Origin of the sequence: uncultured Psychroserpens sp. (assembly GCF_947500255.1) — a bacterium.
Taxonomy (GTDB): Bacteria; Bacteroidota; Bacteroidia; order Flavobacteriales; family Flavobacteriaceae; genus Psychroserpens.
Genome location: NZ_CANMRL010000006.1, coordinates 247,644 through 269,345 on the forward strand (window position 1 = coordinate 247,644; position 21,702 = coordinate 269,345).

The following is a 21,702-nucleotide window of genomic DNA, read 5'->3' on the forward strand; positions in this document are numbered from 1 at the left end:
CAAAAGCTGATTTTTATCAGATTATAAAAAAGAATACTTCGTATCTTTGCCATCTAAAGTGCACTTAGCATTAATACCTCCTGTATTGGAGCCAAATATTATATTCCTATGAAAATAGAACAATTATACACAAGCTGTTTAGCACAAGGTGCTTACTATATAGAATCAAATGGTGAGGTTGCTATTATTGACCCACTTCGCGAAACACAAGCTTACATCGATAAAGCCAACAGTAATAACGCCAAGATCAAATATATCTTTGAAACTCATTTTCATGCCGATTTTGTGTCTGGTCATGTTGATCTAGCTAAAAATACTGGAGCAACAATTATTTATGGACCAGGAGCTGAAACAACTTATGAGATTCACTCAGCAAAAGACAATGAAGAGTTTAAACTTGGAAATGTTACAATAAAAGCATTACATACTCCTGGTCATACCTTAGAGTCGACAACATATTTATTGATAGATGAAAACGGAAAACATCATGCCATATTTTCTGGAGACACACTGTTTTTAGGTGATGTTGGTCGACCTGACCTAGCCATTAAATCTGATTTAACAAAAGAAGATTTAGCAGCTATGCTCTATGATTCACTTCGAGAAAAAATAATGCCATTAGCAGACGATGTTATTGTATATCCTGCTCATGGTGCTGGTTCTGCATGCGGAAAAAATCTTAGTAAAGAAACTGTGGGTACTATAGGTGATCAAAAGAAAACTAACTACGCGTTAAGAGCAGATATGACTAAAGCAGAATTCGTAAAAGAAGTGCTTGACGGTATTGCACCACCACCTCAGTATTTTGCAAAAAATGCAATGCTCAATAAAACGGGTTATGATACTTTTGAAACGGTTCTTAAAACTGGAAATATACCATTATCTCCTGAAGATTTTGAAGCCATGGCTAATCACGAAGAGGCTTTAGTTCTTGATGTTAGACCAGAAAGCGAATATATTAAAGGTCATATCCCTAATTCAATATTTATTGGTTTACATGGTGGATTTGCCCCTTGGGTTGGCGCCTTAATCACAGATATTAAACAACCTATTCTTTTAGTTGTTCCTGAAGGTAAAAGTGAAGAAGCTGTAACGCGATTATCGCGTGTAGGCTATGATAACACACTCGGATATTTAGAGGGTGGTATTGAATCTTGGATTACTGCTGGAAATGATATAGACACGCTTGAATCTATTTCTGCAGAAGAGTTTGCAGATAGAGTAAAGCAAGGAGGCGTAAACATATTAGATGTTAGAAAAGATGGAGAATATAGTAGTATGCATCTTGAAGATGCGCAGCATTTTGCTTTAGATTTCATCAATGAAAACATGAATGAAGTTTCTAAAGAAAAAACATACCACATTCATTGTGCTGGAGGTTATAGAAGTGTGATAGCTGCATCAATTTTAAAAGCTCGCGGATTTCATAACCTCGTCGATATTGCAGGCGGCTTTGGAGCGATTAAGAAAACAGATTTACCAACAACGGACTTTGTTTGTCCGTCAACATTATAAATTATGGAAACGATCTTACATATTCAAAACTTAAAATGTGGTGGTTGTGCAAATACAATCATAACACGTTTAGAAAGTTTGGAAGGTATAAATGATGTTACTGTCAATAACGAATCTCATTCTGTACACTTTAACTACACTAGTGATAAACAACTAGAAACTGCTACATCATTATTATCTACATTAGGATATCCAGTGGAGGGAGAGGCAAACCCATTAACTAAAAAAGCTAAATCTTTTGTAAGCTGTGCAGTTGGAAGAATAAACAAATAACACTCTAAAAAACAACATATTACCTCCAATTATTTTTATGTTATAAAAAATTTAACACATAAAAATTTTATTTACTAGACGAGTGGTCATATATTTGCTCCGTAAAAGAAACAAATGGCAAAAACCTTAAAACATGACCTCAAAGCAGATACCCTTTTAGACAAAGGGATAGAATTGCTATGGTCTAAAGGTTATAATGCAACGAGTGTAAACGATATTGTAAAAGTAGCTGGAATACCTAAAGGTTCTTTCTATTTCTATTTTGAAAGTAAAGAAGATTTTGCGGTTAAAGCCATCGAAAAATATTTTGATGATCACTTTACTCCTGCCAAAGAAATTTTACAAAATAAAGCGGTATCACCAAAACAACGCCTTTTAGATTTTCATGAGTTTAGGTATAACATCTTAAAAAATGAAATGGATTGTAAAATGGGATGCATGGCTTGTAATTTAGGCAATGAAATGTCTGAACACAGTGAACTCATTAGAACTAGCATTTTACATAAAGAACAACAAGTATTATCTATTATTACCGAGGTTATCCAAGAAGCTCAAGACTTTGGAGAAATCAGTAATACAATGGCAGCTTCTGATATAGCAGCATTTATTGAAGACGCTGGGAAAGGTTCTATGACAACTATGAAAGAAATGAATGATTCTTACCCTATTGATAATTTTATGAATATGATAAGAAATGTTCTTTTGAAATAATTTTTTTTTGACAAAACTATAGACGACTGGTCAATTATAAAAGTAATTAAAAAAATTGTCCACTAATGTATCATTAGAATCGTCTTATTATTAAACTAACGATGACTTATGTCAATTTCACTAATTGACTGGTCAACTAATTCAATCAAACAATGAACGCAATCAAAAAAGTAAGAGACAAATCAAACAGATTCGCAAAACAATGGGCCGAATTTGTAATCAAAAGAAAATGGTATGTATTAATTGCATCTCTAATTCTAGCAATGGGACTGGGCTCTCAAGGCAATATGGAATTTGATGGTGATTATCATGTGTTTTTTAGCAAGTCTAATCCAGAATTAGAAGCATTTGATGCCTTACAAGAGAAATATACTAAGGATGATAATGTTATACTGGTCTTATCACCAAGTAATAAAAATGTATTTACCAAAGATAATCTTTCGGCCATTGAGAATCTAACTGCTGAAGCTTGGAATACCCCATACTCTTCGAGAGTAGATGCATTGACCAATTTTCAATATACAAGTGCTCAAGGTGACGATCTTTACGTCGATGATTTGTCTTATGAATCTGAGCTTAAAAGCGAATCTGAAATAGAACAAATAAAACAAAGAGCTTTAAAAGAACCTTTATTGGTCAATCGTATTTTAAACAAAAGCGGAAGCGTAACGGCTATTAACATAACGGTTAGACTACCAGGTGAAGATAGCGCAAAAGAAATTCCAGAAGTGACAGCATTCGTAAGAGAAATGATTGCTAACTTCAAAGAGAAACATCCAAATTTTGAAGTACACTCTTCAGGCTTGGTTCCACTCAACACTGCTTTTTTTGAAGCATCTATGAGAGATCTCATGCTCACTATGATCATGTTGATCATTGTTATTATTACCACATTTATCCTTACTAGAAATATTTATAGCACCATAGCGACACTTGTTGTTGTTATGTTCTCTATCATGAGTGCTGTTGGTTTTGTAGGGCTTATGGGTATCAAACTCACACCACCCTCTTCGGTATTTCCAACCATGATTTTGACACTGGCTGTTGCTGATAGTATTCACATATTGATTACTATGCTTCAAAAAATGCGAAAAGATGGCCTGAGTAAAATAGACGCTTTGACAGAATCAATGCGATTAAATTTTATGCCTGTTTTTATTACAAGTTTAACTACAGTTATTGGGTTTTTAACAATGAACTTTGGTGATGTTCCGCCATTTTGGGACCTCGGAAATATTACTGCATTTGGTATGACAATGGCATTTCTATTTTCAACTACTGCTCTACCCGCTTTAATGGCCATATTACCAGTGAAATCAAAAGCTAAACAGAAAGAAGAATCAAAGTTTATAAAAGTAAACTGGTATACCACGCTTGGTGAATTTGTAGTGAAACAACCACGTCGATTAACCATTATATCACTAGTGATTATTGGAGGATTAACTTACCTAGCCACCAAAAATTCATTTAATGATGAATTCATCAACTATTTTGATGAAAGTGTAGAATTTAGAACAGATACAGATTACATAAGTGACAACTTAACTGGAATCTATAATATTGAATATTCTATTGGAAGTGGCGAAAGCGGAGGAATTAATAATCCAGAATATCTAAAAAACCTTAATGCTTTTGAAAATTGGTTGGAAGAACAGCCTGAAGTGGTTCATGTTAATGCCTTTAGTGAAGTTGCTAGACGTGTAAATCGCTCTATGCATGGCGATAATGAGCAGTTTTATCGCGTACCTGATAATCGTGAAGAAGCAGCTCAATACTTATTATTATATGAACTCTCATTGCCTTTTGGGTTGGATTTAAACAACCAAATCAATGTAGATAAATCTGAAACTCGTGTAACTGTAACTATTGAAAATGTTACTAGTGCAGATATGATTGTCTTTGCAAAAAAAGGCGAAGACTGGCTTAAAAATAATACACCAGAACCAATGCACGCTATTGGTGTTAGTCCAACACTAATGTTTTCTAAACTAGGATTTAGACAAGCAGATAGCATGTTTAAAGGAAATATTATAGCTCTTATTCTAATTTCTTTAGTTCTGATGTTTGCTTTACGAAATTTTAAACTGGGATTATTAAGTATAATACCAAACGTAACACCTGTATTGGTTGGTTTTGGAATCTGGGCACTATATAAAGGGCAAATAAATACTGGAATGGTTATCGTTTTTGGTATGACCCTAGGGATTATTGTAGACGATACTGTGCATTTTATGAGTAAATTTTTAAGAGCGCGTCGAGAGTTAGGTTATGATGCCAAACAAGCTGTAATCTATGCCTTTGAAACTGTTGGGAAGGCGCTTGTAACAACAACATTAGTCTTACTTGCAGGTTTCGCAATTCTATCTACATCATCATTTGCACTTAATAGCTACATGGCTAGAATTACCGTAATCATTATCATTTCAGCATTGGTAATTGATTTTATCCTATTACCAAGTCTACTCATTTTAACAAGTAAAAAGAATACATCAATTAAAGCAAATAATTAAATCATAGTAAAAATGAAAAAAACAATAATTACAGTCGTTGCATTATCAATCATAGGATTTGCTAATGCACAAACACCTGAACAGCGTGGATTAGACATAGCTAAAGCTGCTGAAAAAGCCGATTTAGGATTTAATAGTTCCTCTGTTCAATTGAAAATGACCTTAAAGAACAAAAACGGACAAACTAGTGAACGCTCACTAACTACTAGAACTTTAGAACTAACCGAAGATGGAGACAAATCTTTAATCGTTTTTAATAGTCCGAAAGATGTTAAAGGTACCTCAACCTTGACATTTACTCATAAAGTAGGTTCTGATGATCAATGGTTATACTTACCATCAATAAAGCGTGTTAAACGAATATCATCTAATAACAAATCAGGACCTTTTGTTGGCAGTGAATTTGCTTATGAGGACCTCTCTTCTCAAGAAGTAGAAAAATACTCATATAAATTTCTCGAAGAAAAGAATGGTCTTCTTATCGTTGAACAAGATCCTGTAGATCCTAAATCTGGTTACACACGACGATTAGTAAGCTATAACAAAAATAAAGGATACAGAATTGAAAAAGTTGAGTTCTATGATAGAAAAAATGCCCTTTTAAAGACCTTAACCTATTCCGATTATAAACTTTATAAAAATAAATTCTGGAGGGCAAGTGTTTTTAATATGGTAAATCATCAAAGTAATAAAGAAACGCGACTAGAATTCAAGGATTATAATTTTGATGTTAACTTGACCGATGATGATTTTTCTCAAGTTGCACTTAAAAGAGCCGGTAATTAATAGCGTTAAAAAGTCGCAATATCGTTAACTATTTTCCTTCATCGTTTTAGTTAGTATTGGTTAATAGCAATAGTTTTCGGTATTGCGCTTTTAAATTATCATAGCAATGAAAATTCTTAAATCATCATATCACATATTTATTTTTCTTTTTTTATTAACTCAATTTAGTAGTTATGCTCAAGAGGAAGATAATACTTTAGTCCATGAATTCGAGCTTGAACTTGAAGCTGAATATCGCTATTTCCCAAACCAAGGTGCTTTTGAAGGACAAAAAGATCATTTTCCATCAATAGCCATTCAACCAGAATACAGTCTACAATGGAATGACGGTTACGAAAGTATAAATGCCACAGGTTTCTTTAGATTAGACCAAGACGATAATAGAACGCATTGGGATATAAGAGAATTGTATTATCAAAAAGCCAAAAATAATTGGGAGCTTAGCATAGGTCTTAAAAAAATATTTTGGGGTGTTACAGAAAGTAATCATCTTGTCGACATTATCAATCAAACAGATGCTGTAGAGTCTTTTGACGGTGAAGATAAACTTGGACAGCCAATGATTCAATATACACTGTCGACCAATTATGGGAATTTTGATATTTTCTACCTTCCTTATCATCGTAAAAGAGTATTTCCAGGAGAAAAAGGCCGTTTGCGATTTCCTTTAGTCATAGATGAAGACGCCATAAACTATGAGAGTAGTGCAAAAGAATGGCGACAAGATTTCGCAATTAGATGGTCTCATTTTTTTGGAGCATTTGATATTGGATTATCCCATTTTTATGGTAATGGTCGTGAACCGCTGTTCGCTTTTGATACCTCCGGAAATATTAATGCTTTTTACCCAGTTATCAATCAAACAGGCTTAGATCTTCAAGTAACTCATAATGCTTTTCTTTGGAAATTTGAATCCATTTATCGCAGCTCTGAAGCACAAGACTTCTTTGCATTGGTGGCAGGATTAGAATACACCTTTAGTAATATAAATGGAAATGGATTAGATATTGGTGTTTTAGGAGAATATCTATACGATGATAGAGATGAATTAGCATTAAATGCACTTCAAAATGATATATTCTTCGGAAGTCGAATTGCCCTTAATGATACCCAAGATACGTCTATATTAATTGGAGGAATTGCCGATTTAGAATCTTCAAGTAAAATTTTCAGTATTGAAGGGTCTCGCAGACTAGGAAATAGTTGGAAAGTAGAATTAGAAGGTCGTTTTTTTAGCAATATAGACAACAGCGAATTTATCCTATCTAACTTTAGAGAAGATACATTTTTAAGACTATCTATTTCTAAATTCTTTTAAACAATTTCAGCACTTAGACCAGCTTCCAAAAGCATAGTACAACGAGGTTCTAATTCTTTATATTCACCAGTTTTTACTGTACATTGCCCTTTGTAATGAACAATAATTGAGCATTGTTCAGCCTGTTCTGGTGTATGATCGCAGGCATAAATTAAAGTGTCGATAACATGATCAAAAGTATTCACATCATCATTGTAGAGTACAATCTCATTAAGCGGTTGCTCTAAGGTATCGACGAGGAGTTCTTCCTGTATTTTTTCTTTGGTGCTCATCAACTATTTTTATATAAATTTAAAAAAAATCTCAGTAATAAAAAAGACTTCTATTCATAGAACAGAAGTCTTTTAAAATTATTGTAGTACTACTATTTGAACTTACGGTTTAGACTTAGCTACATGGTCCTATAAAAGTCCAACCACCACTCACACGTTCATAGAGGTTACCAAAATATGTAACGCGATCACCAATACTATAACTTACTCCACTTTGCCATTCGGAGACACCATCACAAGGACCAGAAGTACTTGCTGGATACATAGCTCTTAAAGCTGTTACATCATTTCCATTAAAATTACCACTAACACTTGTCGAAAAACAAGCTTGCATAACTGAACTTAAATCTCTACCTGTTGGTGTTCCAGCTATATGTACAGCACCATTTGATCCCGACCCTTCATTACCTTGGCTAGATGGAGGACAGCTTAAACGATCAAACCAATCTGAATGACGAAAACCAATAGAGTGTCCTATCTCATGAGTAATGACATGCTCATTGACATTAGTAGAAAATTGCTCTATACCATAAATCTGTACAAACTTATTTGGTTCTCCATTTGAGTTTGGAAAACCAGCAACACCTCCGTTTCCGGGATTATTTATAGAATTATCATATACCACCATATCTGCGGCTTGGTAATTAGTACCAAATGATAAATTAAACTGAAGCGTCATATTACTAATGTTATTATAATTAGCAACTGCTCTAGTTAAAGCAGTTTGCGCTTTACTAGATAATGCTTGACTACCTCCAGTATATCCTAAGATATTTATAGTTTGATTATTTCCTGTTACTAAATTAAACGTTCTATACTGACGATTTAAATCAGAACCGATACCTGCTAGCGTATTTAGTTCATCTCTTGTGAAAACAATATCACTACCAATATAAATTCGTTCTTCTATTGTTCCATCTGGAAGGTGAAAATCTCCAATGGAAACAATTCCAACGTCGATATCTAAAGTTTGAATAGCATCTAATAATTCTGTATCAGTAACTAAGGTTCTATTCTCAAGGTTATTCATATTAATAATTATGTCCTCGTCTAGATTTGAAATATCCTCTGTGACATTTTCTTTTTCACAAGATTGAAAAGAAAACATTAGACATAGACCAGCTAAGGTCAAAAATTTTAAATTTTTCATTTTTGAGTAAATTAAGTTAATAAATGGTATTTACGTAAATGGGATGAGCTATATAATAAATACTAATTTTATGGTTAATTATTCATCATTTAGTCTTTGATAATTATCAATGCGAAGTTAAATATTTCTTAAATAAAAAAATTACGGTTTTTCCGTAATTTTAAAATTATTTTCAATTTTATTGTTAAAATTTTGAGCTTTTCGTCGAAGTTTATAAAAATTACTGAAAATTATCTATTTTTCAAATTTTAAAGCGACCCAATTATTTCTTTGCAAAGTCTCCACATGCTTTAAACCATATGTTTCACATTTGGTATTAATAATAGAAATATCATCATTGTAAAATCCGCTTAAAAACAAAACACCCTTATCATTCAAAGTATTGACGTAGGTTTCCATATCATTCAATAAAATATTTCGATTGATATTGGCAATAACTATATCATAATGTCTTCCAAGCAGGAGGCTTGCGTCACCTTCAAGAACAGTAATATGTTTACAATTATTACGCTCGACGTTTTCAAGGCTATTGAGATAACACCAATTATCATAGTCGATGGCATCAATAGGTTTTGCGCCTTTCATTTCGGTAAGAATAGCCAAAACACCTGTGCCACATCCCATATCTAAAACTGATTTATCTTTAAAATCATTTTTCAGAATATATTGAATCATCATATGGGTAGTCTCATGATGACCTGTTCCAAAACTCATTTTGGGTTCTATGATAATGTCATACTCTGTATCTGGTTTATCATGAAAAGGGGCTCGAACCGAACATTTATTATCAACAATAATTGGGCTAAAATTTTTTTCCCATTCGGCATTCCAATTGGTTTGTTCTATCTCTTCAAAGGTAAATGATATCTCAAATTCTTCAGAATCTAAAATCCAAACACCATCAAGAATATATTCATTCCACTCCTCTTTCTGAATGTAGGCAGTCACACCAGTTTCAGTTTCAACAAAACTTTCAAAACCTGCATAACCTAATTCTGCAATGAGGATCTCTACAGCAGGTTGAAGTGGTTGTACTTTGAAATAATAACCTATGTATATTGTATTTGACATGTAACTGGTTTAGATTACAAAGTTACATGTAATTTCATCAAACTATTGTTTTATTACTCTTAAAACTGAAATCAGTTCCTTATATTTTGAACAGTTATAAAACCTTTTGATACATTAAAATGCGTTTACAATCGCATAAAAATCTTCTGCGTTAAGAGATGCGCCTCCAATCAATCCACCATCAACATCAGGTTTTCCAAAAATCTCTTTGGCGTTTCCTGGCTTTACACTTCCGCCATACAGAATGGTCATATCGTCAGCAATTGCAGAACCATATTTATGACCTAAAGTTGTTCTAATAAACGCATGCATATCTTGTGCTTGCTCAGGAGATGCAGTTTCTCCTGTACCAATAGCCCAAACAGGTTCATATGCCAGTACTATATTTTTGAACGCAGAAGCTTCTAGATGAAACAATGCATTTTTAATCTGGTTTTCTACAACAGTCTCTTCATTTCCAGATTTACGATCTGACAACTCTTCACCAAAACAAAAAATGATTCGCATATTGTTTTGCAAAGCTGCATCTACTTTTTTAGCTAACGATTCATCAGTTTCATTATAGTAGGCACGGCGTTCACTATGCCCTAAAATCACTGTTTTTATTCCTATACTTTTTAACATTCCTGCACTCACTTCTCCTGTGTAGGCACCATTTTCAGAAAAGTGCATGTTTTGAGCAACGACCTCAATATCGTGTTGTCTAGTTGATTCAAAAGCATGCCATAAGTTTGTAAATGATGGAGCAATCATCACTTCTGCATCGGAAGTTTGCTCCTGTTGTTTTAATTCTGAAATCAAGGTTTCTGTTTGTATTAAACCATTATTCATTTTCCAGTTTCCTGCTACGATATGCTTTCTCATGTTCTATACTTTTATATTACCGAAGAAACGGCTAATTTATTTTAAATGTTCTTTTATTTTTGGATCACTAATTTTTACAGCTCGAAATAATTTAATCTTCCCATCTTCATCTACAATCATATATCTTGGGATCCAATCTAGATCTATAAAATCACTAAAGGCACCATCCCATCCTGAGGGCATAAAATAGTGCTCCCCTTTAATTTCATATTTTTCAATTCCAGCTTTCCAACTTTTTTGGGTTTTGTCCATAGATAAAAACAAATACACCACTTCTGTATGTTCATCTTGGAGTTTTTTAAGATTGGGTAAACCTACAATACAGTCTCTACACCAGCTGGCCCAAACATCTATTAAAACAGTTTTTCCTTTATGACTATCTAGAATAGATTGAAGAGTTACAGATTCGCCTTCACTATTGACAAACGTATCGTTTAGAGCTTCTGAGGAGAAGCTCGTTGGATCTGGTTGTGCTTCACAACTTAAAAAGAAGATGCTCAAACAACATATGGTTAAAATCTTTTTCATATTATTCTAATTTTACTTTTGGATCCAGCCATCCATAGATGACATCTACAAAAATGTTAATGATGATAAAGAGCATTGCAATGACCAAAACAGATCCCATAATTACTGGTAAATCTAAAGTGTTTAATGCATTAACAATTTCTTTTCCGAGGCCATTCCACCCAAAGATATATTCTACAAATACCGCACCTGCCAACATTGATGCAAACCATCCTGATATTGCAGTTACTACTGGATTTAACGCATTTTTTACTGCATGTCTTTTTATCACTTGAAATTCACTCAACCCCTTTGCTCTGGCGGTTCTAATATAATCTTGATTAAATACTTCTAATAAAGAATTTCGCATCAACTGAATCACAACAGCCAACGGACGAATTCCTAAAACAATAGCTGGGAGAATTAAGTTTTTCCATTGGATATTGACTTTCTCACCAAAGTCGTCTAGTTCGTATAAGCTTCCTGTCATTTCTAAATTGGTATACTCATGTAAAACAAAACCAAATAACCAGGCAAATAAGATAGCACTAAAAAAGGAGGGCACACTCATTCCGAAGGTACTAAAAATTTGAATCGTTTTATCAATCCACTGGTCTTTGTAAAGGGCAGAAATAATTCCGAAGATAATTCCTAAAACGATGGCAATAAAAATAGCCGATACCGCTAAAACGAAAGTATTGGGTAGTGTTTCTCCAATGACTTGTGACACTTTCTTTCCCTGTTTTGTGAAAGATTCTCTCAAATATGGAAATTTGACAACTGTAGTTGTTTGTCCGACAGTGAACAGTTGAGACGCACTGTACTTTCCGTCTCGTAAAAATGTATAATCATCTTCATTAGTAGAATGAAATGATAATGGTGACAAATCGTTTAAGTAATATAAATACTGCGTTGAAATAGGTTGATCAAAGCCATACTTAGCCTTTACAGCTGCAATTTGTTCGCTATCTTCATTTTGCCCTAACATCATTTGTGCTGGGTCTCCTGGTAGTACATTAAATAAGAAAAAAATTACAGTCACTACTCCAAAAAGAGTAAGCAATGCATAAAAGGCTTTATTTAAGATATAACTAAACAGATAGTTGTTATTAGTAATTAATTAAAACTCTAAATCTTCTAGATCATTCCAATGTGCTTTTTGAGTAACTGTTCCTTTTTCTAAAACAATAACTCCAGGATTAGCTCGTACTACAGTTTTTAGTACTTTTTCGTCACATAGGTAAAAATCGACATCTAATTTATAGGTGTCTTGAATTTCTTTCTTTTTTTGTTGACCCGAAGCCGTCAATCCAATCACTGGATAACCATTATCTTGTGCTCGTTTCGTCATAGTTTTAAGCGCTTGCATACCTTCGGTTTCGGCTTTTTCTAAACTATAACAAACGATGATTACTAATTTATCTTCAGCTAAAAACTGCTGTGTTAAATCTTCATCTTCAGATTCTATCGTAAAATCCTGAATTTTTGGTTCATCCCCTTTCTTAACAACTTCGGTTTTTACTCCTATAATTTCGTCATATTCTTTAGGACCACGACCACGATCTGTTAAGGTTTTCTCTTCACCATTTAATTTATACGTCCAAGTGTAATCACTTATTTCTTTTTGAGCATCTGGAGGCAAGGTCATATTTTCCTGAAGATTGTCACCAATTTTATAAGCTCTAAAATCTGTAAAAGGTAGATTTTGCAAACAATAATAAGCAAAAGCCAAAGACAGCATGTAAGCCGCTAAGAGCGTTAACCAGTCTCCTTTCATTTTATGTTTAAGCAGGTATACAATACCAAATAAAACAATAGAAAATAGTAAACTAAACCACCATCCAATATATAAAACTCCAAACAGGAAAATAAGGATCAATGATCCAATAATATAAAAATGATCCTGCTTCTTATCATTTTTTGGTATCTTATTTCTAATACCAAAAATGAATAGCGGAATCGTAAATATGAGCAAAAACAGATCCTTATAAAAAGACTCCTTAGGTTCTAATTTTAAAGCATCGCCAAAGCAACCACAATCTTTTACACAATTTTTATTAAACTCTTCTCCCAGTCTGCCAGCAGCATCTTGTGCTTCTAAGCAACTTGAAGTGTACCATGTCAGCCATGTAAAAAACAGCATCATTAGTAAAATCAATACTGTGGAGAGTTTTGTTTTTAATCCAAAAAGAACTGCAACTCCTAGAACCACCTCAACCACACAAATAAATACTGCTAATGCTAAAGAATATGGAATCAAAAACTCCATATTTAAAACATCATGGGCAAAATAATCATTGAGTTTGTATGAAAATCCAATTGTATCATTACACTTAATTAAACCTGAAACAATAAATAAGCTTCCTACAATAAGTCTTGATATGGTTATAAATATTTTCATTTTGAATTCTATTAGTTTAATAAACAGCTACTTTTAATGCCTTGATATTATTCGTTATTAAGATGAATTAATGCAAACACCGAATAATTGATCATATCTTGATAATTGGCATCTATACCTTCACTCACTAAAGTTTTTCCTGAGTTGTCTTCAATTTGTTTTACACGCAATAGTTTTTGCAAAATCAAATCGGTTAAACTACTCACACGCATATCTCTCCAAGCTTCGCCATAATCGTGATTTTTATCCATCATTAATTGCTTAGTTACAGCAACTTTTCCATCGTAAAGTGCTGTGGCTTCTTCTAACGACAAATCTGGTTGCTCAACAACGCCTTTATCCAATTGTATTAAAGCCATAGTGCAATAATTGATAATCCCAATAAACTCACTTACTTCCCCTTCATCCACCTTACGTTCACTATTTTGCTGTAGACCTCTTATACGCTGAGCCTTTATAAAAATTTGATCGGTTAAAGATGGTAATCTCAAAATTCGCCATGCACTTCCGTAGTCTTTCATTTTGTTAACAAACAGACTTCGGCATTGCGAAATCACATCATCATATTGTTTTGAAGTATCTTGCATTTAAAACATTTAATTTTCCGTAAATTTCGCATAAATTAATCAGATTTAAAAACTTTAACCTCACTATATAATTTTGAGCAAAAACATCAATTGTAAAGGGCAGTTAATAGACCTAAACCAACCGAAAGTTATGGGTATTTTAAACGTCACTCCAGATTCATTTTATGATGGAGGACGCTTTAGAAATAAATCTATGGTTATACGACAAGTAGAGACTATGTTGAGTGATGGCGCAACGTTTATTGATGTTGGTGGATATAGCTCTAGACCTAATGCCGACCATATAAGTGAAGCCGAAGAATTAAAGCGTGTCCTCCCAATTGTCGAACTGGTTATTAAAAATTTCCCTGATGTATTATTATCTATTGACACCTTCCGTAGTGAAGTCGCAAAACAAGCCATTGATGCTGGAGCGTGTTTAATTAATGATATTTCTGCAGGTCATTTAGATCATCAGATGCTAAACACAGTTGCAAAGCTCAAGGTTCCTTATATTATGATGCATATGAGAGGCACGCCACAGACGATGAAGCAAATGACCGATTATGATGATTTAATCAAGGATGTCCTTTTTTATTTTTCTGAACGTATAGCCAAAGCTAGAGATTTAGGAATCGTCGATCTTATAGTAGATCCTGGTTTCGGATTTGCAAAAACTATAGAACAAAATTTCGAATTACTTAATAGATTAGAGCTTTTAAAAATGACCGATCTGCCAGTCTTAGCTGGTGTATCTCGTAAATCGATGATCTATAAAACACTTGATAGTTCTGCAGAAGATGCACTTAATGGGACTACAGTTCTAAATACTATTGCACTACAAAAAGGTGCCAGTATCTTAAGAGTTCATGATGTTAAAGAAGCAATGGAATGTATAACACTTACTCAACAATTACACTAATGAAACATTTATATATCTTACTTATTGCTGTTACTTTATTCTCCTGCGGAAAAGGAAAATCAGTACTACTTCCTGAAATTGAACATGCAGAAATCACCGAAATTCATGATGTATCGCATGCCTATTTGTTTTATGATGAAACTCAACCTGACAGTGTGGAACTCAATCGAAAAAATTTAATTAGCACAACCAATTGGTTAATTAATGTGGACAAGCGTTTAACTCTCGAACAAGCCATTCCGAAGATCAAATTCTTACAGAATAAAAAGCGAAATGCGAAAATGCATAAAAATGAAAATGCCAAAAATTACTATACCTGTAATGATACGAGTATCGAAAATTTGGGATTTTTGGAGTTTACTGAGATTCACTATACTGAAGATTATTCGGCATCTGTACTTAGTAATACATCACAATTATTTTCTGATAGGATTTTTATTCATCCAGAAATTTATAAAGACCGAAAAATCCGTTCAGTTACATTCAACAAATCGAATCAGCCTGAGTTAAAACTAATAAATTATTCAGATTTTAATGATTATTTAAAATCTATACAAAAAAACAACACTAAGGATTCGCTAATAGTCTATTTGAACTTTCAAAAGGATTTAAGTTTTCAAGATTACATAGATTTTAAAGCCGCTACAAAAGATATAAAAATTAACGGTGTCAGAATCGATAATAGAGAATTCATTTATTAAGCAATAATTATTACATTTACAGAAACACGCTAGCCTTGGAGAAATTCAAATTTTGGGATTTTGGGATTATAGACTTTATCGACGTTTTTCTGGTCGCTATTCTTCTCTACTATGTCTATAAGCTTGTTAAAGGCACCGTTGCTGTTAATATTTTTATTGGAATCATTATTATTTATCTTGTTTGGAGAGTCACCGATTTTCTAGACATGTACATGCTGCATCGCATTTTTGATGGCTTCATTAAAGTTGGAATTATTGCACTTATAGTTGTGTTTCAACCCGAAATACGGAAATTCCTCCTCATGGTTGGCTCCACCAATTTAAGTGGTCGTGGAAAGTTTTTCAAGAAAATGAAATTCTTAAAAACAGAAGTCGAGACCGAAACTGATATTAATGCTCTTGTAAATGCTTGTGAACGCATGGGGAAATCAAAAACAGGAGCACTTATTGTTATAGAACGCAATAATAATCTTGATTTTTTGGTCAATACAGGTGACGAAATGAACATAAAAGTAACCCAACCTATCATTGAAAGTATATTCTTTAAAAATAGTCCGTTACATGATGGTGCCATTATTATTGAAAATAATGTGGTAAAAGCCACACGTGTTATTTTACCAGTAAATAATGAGAAGACCATTCCACAGCGTTTTGGCTTACGTCATCGTGCAGCAGTTGGTATTACCGAAAAAACAGATGCCGTTGCTTTAGCTGTTAGTGAAGAAACTGGGCAGATTTCTTATTTAAAAAATGGAGAATTTGTCATGTTTGAAGATATTCAAGAGCTCACTACCCTACTTTATAAAGACCTGACTTAAATGAATTGCAAGAATTGTAATAGTCAACTTTCAGGAGACTTTGATCATTTCTGCTCAAATTGCGGTGAACGTATCAATGCAAATCGACTTACAGTAAAGTCTATTGTTGCTTTATTTTTTTCCAATTTCTTAAGTTATGACAATAAATTCATCAAAACATTTCGAGATCTTACCCTAAGACCAGAAAGCGTAATCAATAGTTATAATCAAGGTTTTAGAAGAAAGTATGTTAACGTTGTTAGTTACTTTGGCTTAACAATTACACTTATTGGATTGCAATTTTTTGTATTCAGACGCTTCTTTCCTCAATTACTTAGTGTAGGTGACCTTATTGAAAATTCAGTACCTGTAAATAATCAAATGTTTAACCCAGAAACATTTATTGATAATTTTTATCAATATCAAGGTTTATTAACTCTTGTATTTATTCCTGTTTATGCACTAAGCTCTAAACTATTATTTTTAGATTCGAATCGCTATAATCTTGCCGAACATTTTGTCATTAACATCTATACCAATGCTCATTTTCTTATCTTTTGGTTTGTGTTAAGCATGATTTCGATCTTTTTTAGCATTAATTATAATGTCTTTTCTCAGTTTGCCATCATCCCAATGTTGATTTACATGACCTACGTATTTAAAAGACTTTTTGATATAAAGACCTTTAATGCATTTATAAGAGTGGTTGCCTATTATCTTATTGTTCTTGTAGTTATGCTAGTATTTGCTGCTATAATAGGAATTTTATACGGCATCTACTTGGGCGCCACAGGTCAAATAAAACCAATAGATTTACACTAATATGAATTGTAAAAACTGCCATATCGAACTCGCTTCAGAAAGCAATTTTTGTAATAATTGTGGCGGAAAAGTAATACGAAATCGTCTTACTTTCAGAAACCTTTTTGAGCACATTAGTGAGACCTTTTTCAATTATGATAATAAATTGCTTCGCACATTTATAGATTTATTTAAAAAACCAGAAGCTGTTATTGACAGCTATGTGCAAGGCGTACGAAAACGTTATGTGAACCCTTTGAGTTTTTTAGGTATCACCTTAACATTAAGTGGATTATCTATATTTATTATAAAAAAATACTATTTAGAGTACCTCGATTTTTCAAAGTTGTTTACTTCTGAAATATTCAATAATCCAACTTCTCAAAAAATGTTAGCCGATATGGCAAATGGAGGCAGTGCCTTTGAATATAATTCATTGATTATCTCAGCAATGATACCTATACTGGCCATTGTATCGGCTGTTGTTTTCTATGACAAACGCTATAATTTAACCGAACATATTATCCTTTACATGTATAGTATGTCGGCATTACTTTCGACCTCGGTCATTGTTGGTATACTAGTACTATTAGTAATACCTGAGCATTATTTGGTTTATAGTATGCTATTTTATGTTATTATCTTTGCCTATCATTGCTATGCACTAAAACGTATATTTAAGCTAAGCGCGTTACAATTATTTCTAAAGGTTTTACTGTTCTTTGCTGTGTTTATAGCACTTTATATTATACTCGTAATCATCATGACTATATTCTTAATAGCCACTGGAGGTATAAAAGATTATATTCCCAAAAAATAATTTTAGACAGCTTCAGCTTTCAAAAACTGTACCTCATAAAGGTTTCTGTAGTAACCGTTTTCAACTTTAAGCAACTCTTTGTGTGTACCTTTTTCTACAATTTTCCCAGCATCCATAACAATAATTTGATCTGCTTGTTGGATTGTTGCTAAACGGTGTGCAATAACAATTGACGTGCGACCTTCAGTAATTTTGTCTGTCGCATCCTGTATCAATTGTTCAGAATAAGAATCGACAGATGAAGTTGCTTCATCCAGAACAAGTATGCTCGGATTGGTCACATAAGCTCTAAGAAATGAAATAAGTTGACGTTGACCAGAAGACAACATAGCTCCGCGTTCTTTAACATTATAATGATAGCCATTAGGAAGGCTTGATATGAATTTATGGATTCCAATATCTTTAGCAGCTTGTATAACTTCCTCTTCTGAAATATGAGGGTTTTTAAGTGTGATATTATTAAGTATAGTGTCAGCAAACAAGAACACATCTTGAAGTACTACAGCAATTTGTGAACGCAATGATTTTAAAGTTAAACTTTTGATATCTGTCCCATCAATACAAATCGTACCATCATTAATATCGTAAAAACGGTTTAATAAATTGATGATAGTTGACTTTCCAGCACCTGTAGCTCCAACAATAGCAACTGTTTCTCCTGCCTTAACATCTAATGAAATACCTTTAAGAACCTCTTCATCTTTAATATATGAAAAGCGCACCTCTTTAAATGTTATATCACCTCTAAACTCTTGAGCAATCGCTTCCCCAGAATCATCTATTTGTGATGTAGTGTCTAAAACTTTAAATACACGATCGGCTGCCACCATTCCCATTTGGAGGGTGTTGAATTTATTGGCTATCTGATTTAAAGGTCTAAACAACATAGGCACAAACATGATAAAAGCTGTTAAATCTCCTATGGTAACTGTATTTTTAAAAACTACCATTAATCCTCCTACCCAAACAATAGTTCCCAATGTAATGGAAGACAATAAATCAGCAATAGGAAAAAATACAGAGTTATACCATACGGTTTTTAACCAACCCTTTTTGTGACGCTCATTTATAGCTTTAAATTTTTCAAATTCTGTATCTTCTCTAGTAAATAGTTGAAGTATTTTCATTCCTGTAACACGCTCTTGCACAAAAGAATTCAAATTAGACACTTCATTACGCACCTCTTCAAAAGCACGTTTCATATATTTCTGAAATATCTTTGTCGCAAATAAGATAATAGGCATGGTTGCAAAAGCAATTAGGCTCAATTTCCAATTTAAATAAAACATAGCTGCAGCAACTGCTAACATTTTAAGAAGATCGCTAAAAATCATAAACAGTCCTTGCCCAAAGATATCAGCAATACGCTCCATATCTGTAACTGTTCTTGTGATTAAAACTCCAACTGAGGAGTTATCATAATATTTCATTTTAAAATTCAGAACATGGTCATACAATTTGACGCGAATGTCTTTAACAACAGATTGCCCTAACCAACTTGCATAATAAATAAATAATAATTGACTTATTACTTCAAAAATCAATAGGCCTAACATTACTAAAATCCAAAATAGAAATCCGTCATAAGCTTTTATAACAACATAGTCATCAATAGCTTTTTGGAGAACTAATGGTCGAGCAACTCCAAAAAGAGCAAGACCAATAACACATAGCAAGGATCCAAAAAACACTAACTTGTAAGGCTTAATGTACTGTAGTAATCGCTTGAATAATGTTAAATCAAAAGCTTTAGTCTTTTTGTTTTCCATTTAATTTCCTTCTAGTTTTATATGTTTTGGATAGTCTACATTAACGAGATATAACCCGTGAGCAGGGACCGAAAAACCGGCCTCACTTCTATCTTTAGATTTTATAATATCATGCAAACATTCCAATTCTAACTTACCTAAACCAATGTTAATGAGTGTGCCAACTATAGCGCGAACCATATTTCTTAGAAAACGATCTGCTTTGATCGTAAATAATAGTTCGTTGTTCTCAATAGTCCAATGAGCTTGCATGAGTTTACAATGATACGTTTTTACATCTGTATTTACCTTCGAAAAGCATTGAAAATCGCTATACTGCAATAGGATATCGCAAGCTTTGTTCATTAACTCCACATCCAATGGTTTATGTAGAGCATAGGAAAAATCAAAATTGAAGACATTTTTTTTGGTAGAAACCCTATAATGATATGTTCTACTCAAAGCGTCAAAACGTGCATGAGCATCATTAGAAACTTCAAATATGTTTTTAACAGCAATATCCTTCGGAAGGAAAGAATTCAACTTGAATACAAAATTATCTGAAAACTTCTGTTCGGTATCAAAATGAGCAAATAGCTGCGAGGCATGAACTCCAGCATCTGTTCTACCTGCTCCCATTATTGAAATATCATGTTTCAATAAAGTCGATAAAGCCTTCTCTACAACTTCCTGTACAGAAATGGCGTCAGGCTGATTTTGCCACCCATGATATGCTTTTCCGTTGTATGATAATTCGATAAAAAAACGCAATAGAAACCTTACTTTTGTAAAAGCACAAAGATAAATGTTTTTGTCGCTTTATAATCGCTATTAACATAATTAAAAGGTTTTCCGAAGAAAACCTTACAACTACAAAATGAAGCCATTTTATGACAAAAATCCTACTGCTATCAGATACACATAGTTACATCGATGAAGCTATTTTAAAATATGTTAAACAAGCAGATGAAGTATGGCATGCTGGAGACATTGGAGATTTAAGCGTTACAGATGCTATCAAAGCGCTTAAGCCTTTGCGTGCTGTTTATGGAAACATTGATGATGCGAAAGCTAGAGTTGAATTTCCTGAAAATAATCGGTTCATGTGTGAAGGCGTTGATGTTTGGATAACTCATATTGGTGGCTACCCTCCAAAATATAATATGCGGACTCGACATATAATCAAAGAGCATCCTCCTCGCATTTTTATTTCTGGACATTCACATATTTTAAAGGTTATACCTGATAAGCGTTATAATTTAATCCACATGAATCCAGGCGCAGTAGGCAAGCATGGCTTTCATAAAATAAGAACAATGCTTCGTTTTACAATAGATGGCAAAAAAATTGAGAACCTTGAAGTCATAGAGTTTCCAAAAAGATAATTCAACCTTTTAAAAACAATAAAAAAACCCAAGGTCTTCACCTTGGGTTTACGCACTAAAATAATTAAGATAATAGGGTTTATCGTAATCGATCAACAGATTTCACGAGGTCTTCATCCTTTTTTATGGCTTTATTGGCTAAGACCAATAACACGATAGATAAAATAGGTATGAATATCCCAACACCTTTCTCTGAGATTTGACTCTCTCCAGGTGGCATTAGCAATTGATATACAAAAAATCCTAATAAAATAAAGTTTAATATGATGTTGAGTCGGCCCAAAACAAATTGAAGCTTCCTATTTTTAAAACAAAAAATTGAAATTAAAGATAATAAAGCAGATCCTAAAAACAAACCTAAATACAAGTGTTCATCTTTTGCGTAAACCACAACATCTTCTACCTTAGTCCACAAATGAAATACAAATATTAAACCTGCAGAAACTCCTGCTGCAAATAAAAGATATATGGATTGTATACGTTGAATCATTTATAATTATCAATAATAAGGCACAAAATTAATAGTTTCTTTTTAAAAGTAGTATTAAATTTTAAAAATAAAATTGTATTATTGCATAAACAAT

The 21,702-nt window shown here is 33.1% G+C and carries 23 protein-coding genes; 12 read left to right on the forward strand and 11 right to left on the reverse strand.

All coding sequences use genetic code 11. The features are described 5' to 3' along the window. Positions 1-108: 108 nt before the first annotated feature. From Q0783_RS16305 to Q0783_RS16330, 6 genes are all read left to right on the forward strand, one after another. On the forward strand, positions 109-1,515 hold the full coding sequence (locus Q0783_RS16305) for an MBL fold metallo-hydrolase (protein WP_298896899.1): 1,407 nt from the start codon (positions 109-111) through the stop codon (positions 1,513-1,515). A 3-nt stretch (positions 1,516-1,518) separates the two neighbouring features. Further along, positions 1,519-1,788: a heavy-metal-associated domain-containing protein gene (locus Q0783_RS16310; RefSeq protein ID WP_298896901.1), complete on the forward strand. Its 270-nt coding sequence runs from the start codon at positions 1,519-1,521 to the stop codon at positions 1,786-1,788. A 114-nt stretch (positions 1,789-1,902) separates the two neighbouring features. Next, positions 1,903-2,499, forward strand: coding sequence for a TetR/AcrR family transcriptional regulator (locus tag Q0783_RS16315; RefSeq protein WP_298896903.1), 597 nt, complete (start codon positions 1,903-1,905; stop codon positions 2,497-2,499). Positions 2,500-2,651: 152 nt separating this feature from the next. Then, a complete protein-coding gene (locus Q0783_RS16320; protein ID WP_298896905.1) occupies positions 2,652-5,009 on the forward strand; it encodes an MMPL family transporter in 2,358 nt (785 codons plus the stop codon). Positions 5,010-5,021: 12 nt separating this feature from the next. Then, positions 5,022-5,795 (forward strand): outer membrane lipoprotein-sorting protein, encoded by a 774-nt coding sequence (locus Q0783_RS16325; protein ID WP_298896907.1) that lies wholly within the window; start codon positions 5,022-5,024, stop codon positions 5,793-5,795. 106 nt (positions 5,796-5,901) lie between these two features. Continuing rightward, a complete protein-coding gene (locus Q0783_RS16330; protein ID WP_298896909.1) occupies positions 5,902-7,113 on the forward strand; it encodes a hypothetical protein in 1,212 nt (403 codons plus the stop codon). On the opposite strand, the gene Q0783_RS16335 is transcribed toward Q0783_RS16330, so the two are convergent. From Q0783_RS16335 to Q0783_RS16370, 8 genes are all read right to left on the reverse strand, one after another. Further along, on the reverse strand, positions 7,110-7,385 hold the full coding sequence (locus tag Q0783_RS16335; protein WP_230936721.1) for an ATP-dependent Clp protease adaptor ClpS: 276 nt from the start codon (positions 7,383-7,385) through the stop codon (positions 7,110-7,112). The genes Q0783_RS16330 and Q0783_RS16335 overlap by 4 nt on opposite strands. A gap of 115 nt (positions 7,386-7,500) precedes the next feature. Further along, positions 7,501-8,535, reverse strand: coding sequence for a M57 family metalloprotease (locus Q0783_RS16340; RefSeq protein ID WP_298760497.1), 1,035 nt, complete (start codon positions 8,533-8,535; stop codon positions 7,501-7,503). A 234-nt stretch (positions 8,536-8,769) separates the two neighbouring features. Beyond that, the gene (gene prmA / locus Q0783_RS16345; RefSeq protein WP_298896911.1) at positions 8,770-9,606 is read right to left on the reverse strand and encodes a 50S ribosomal protein L11 methyltransferase; all 837 of its coding nucleotides are present in this window, start codon (positions 9,604-9,606) and stop codon (positions 8,770-8,772) included. Between the two features lie 114 nt (positions 9,607-9,720). Then, the gene (gene tpiA / locus Q0783_RS16350) at positions 9,721-10,470 is read right to left on the reverse strand and encodes a triose-phosphate isomerase (RefSeq protein WP_298896913.1); all 750 of its coding nucleotides are present in this window, start codon (positions 10,468-10,470) and stop codon (positions 9,721-9,723) included. A gap of 36 nt (positions 10,471-10,506) precedes the next feature. Next, positions 10,507-10,998, reverse strand: a complete 492-nt coding sequence (locus tag Q0783_RS16355) for a TlpA disulfide reductase family protein (protein WP_298896915.1) — start codon at positions 10,996-10,998, stop codon at positions 10,507-10,509. Between the two features lies 1 nt (position 10,999). Beyond that, positions 11,000-12,076, reverse strand: coding sequence for an ABC transporter permease (locus Q0783_RS16360; RefSeq protein WP_298896940.1), 1,077 nt, complete (start codon positions 12,074-12,076; stop codon positions 11,000-11,002). Between the two features lie 21 nt (positions 12,077-12,097). Next, entirely contained in the window at positions 12,098-13,378 is a 1,281-nt protein-coding gene (locus tag Q0783_RS16365) for a MauE/DoxX family redox-associated membrane protein (RefSeq protein ID WP_298896917.1), read from the reverse strand. Positions 13,379-13,425: 47 nt separating this feature from the next. Next, positions 13,426-13,965 carry a DUF1599 domain-containing protein gene (locus Q0783_RS16370; protein ID WP_298760507.1) on the reverse strand — a complete coding sequence of 180 codons (540 nt, stop codon included), beginning with the start codon at positions 13,963-13,965 and terminating at the stop codon, positions 13,426-13,428. Positions 13,966-14,095: 130 nt separating this feature from the next. On the opposite strand from Q0783_RS16370, the gene folP reads away from it, so the two are divergent. From folP to Q0783_RS16395, 5 genes are read left to right on the forward strand one after another with little or no spacing between them, the layout of a single operon-like run. Further along, entirely contained in the window at positions 14,096-14,866 is a 771-nt protein-coding gene (gene folP / locus Q0783_RS16375; RefSeq protein WP_298760509.1) for a dihydropteroate synthase, read from the forward strand. Further along, complete coding sequence (locus Q0783_RS16380) at positions 14,866-15,567, forward strand: hypothetical protein (RefSeq protein WP_298896919.1); 702 nt, start codon at positions 14,866-14,868, stop codon at positions 15,565-15,567. The genes folP and Q0783_RS16380 overlap by 1 nt, the downstream gene beginning before the upstream one ends. A gap of 35 nt (positions 15,568-15,602) precedes the next feature. Then, complete coding sequence (gene cdaA / locus Q0783_RS16385) at positions 15,603-16,385, forward strand: diadenylate cyclase CdaA (RefSeq protein WP_230936712.1); 783 nt, start codon at positions 15,603-15,605, stop codon at positions 16,383-16,385. Then, positions 16,386-17,186 (forward strand): DUF3667 domain-containing protein, encoded by an 801-nt coding sequence (locus tag Q0783_RS16390; protein WP_298896921.1) that lies wholly within the window; start codon positions 16,386-16,388, stop codon positions 17,184-17,186. A gap of 1 nt (position 17,187) precedes the next feature. Then, positions 17,188-17,985 (forward strand): DUF3667 domain-containing protein, encoded by a 798-nt coding sequence (locus Q0783_RS16395; RefSeq protein ID WP_298760515.1) that lies wholly within the window; start codon positions 17,188-17,190, stop codon positions 17,983-17,985. Positions 17,986-17,987: 2 nt separating this feature from the next. Here Q0783_RS16395 and Q0783_RS16400 read toward each other — a convergent pair whose 3' ends face one another. Both Q0783_RS16400 and truA read right to left on the reverse strand, forming a co-directional pair. Continuing rightward, a complete protein-coding gene (locus tag Q0783_RS16400; protein ID WP_298896923.1) occupies positions 17,988-19,754 on the reverse strand; it encodes an ABC transporter ATP-binding protein in 1,767 nt (588 codons plus the stop codon). Beyond that, complete coding sequence (truA, locus tag Q0783_RS16405; protein ID WP_298896925.1) at positions 19,755-20,504, reverse strand: tRNA pseudouridine(38-40) synthase TruA; 750 nt, start codon at positions 20,502-20,504, stop codon at positions 19,755-19,757. Between the two features lie 119 nt (positions 20,505-20,623). Here truA and Q0783_RS16410 point away from each other — a divergent pair, with 119 nt between their 5' ends. Then, positions 20,624-21,118: a metallophosphoesterase family protein gene (locus Q0783_RS16410; protein WP_298896927.1), complete on the forward strand. Its 495-nt coding sequence runs from the start codon at positions 20,624-20,626 to the stop codon at positions 21,116-21,118. A gap of 79 nt (positions 21,119-21,197) precedes the next feature. On the opposite strand, the gene Q0783_RS16415 is transcribed toward Q0783_RS16410, so the two are convergent. Then, positions 21,198-21,608 (reverse strand): DUF4293 domain-containing protein, encoded by a 411-nt coding sequence (locus Q0783_RS16415; protein ID WP_298896929.1) that lies wholly within the window; start codon positions 21,606-21,608, stop codon positions 21,198-21,200. Positions 21,609-21,702 lie beyond the last annotated feature (94 nt).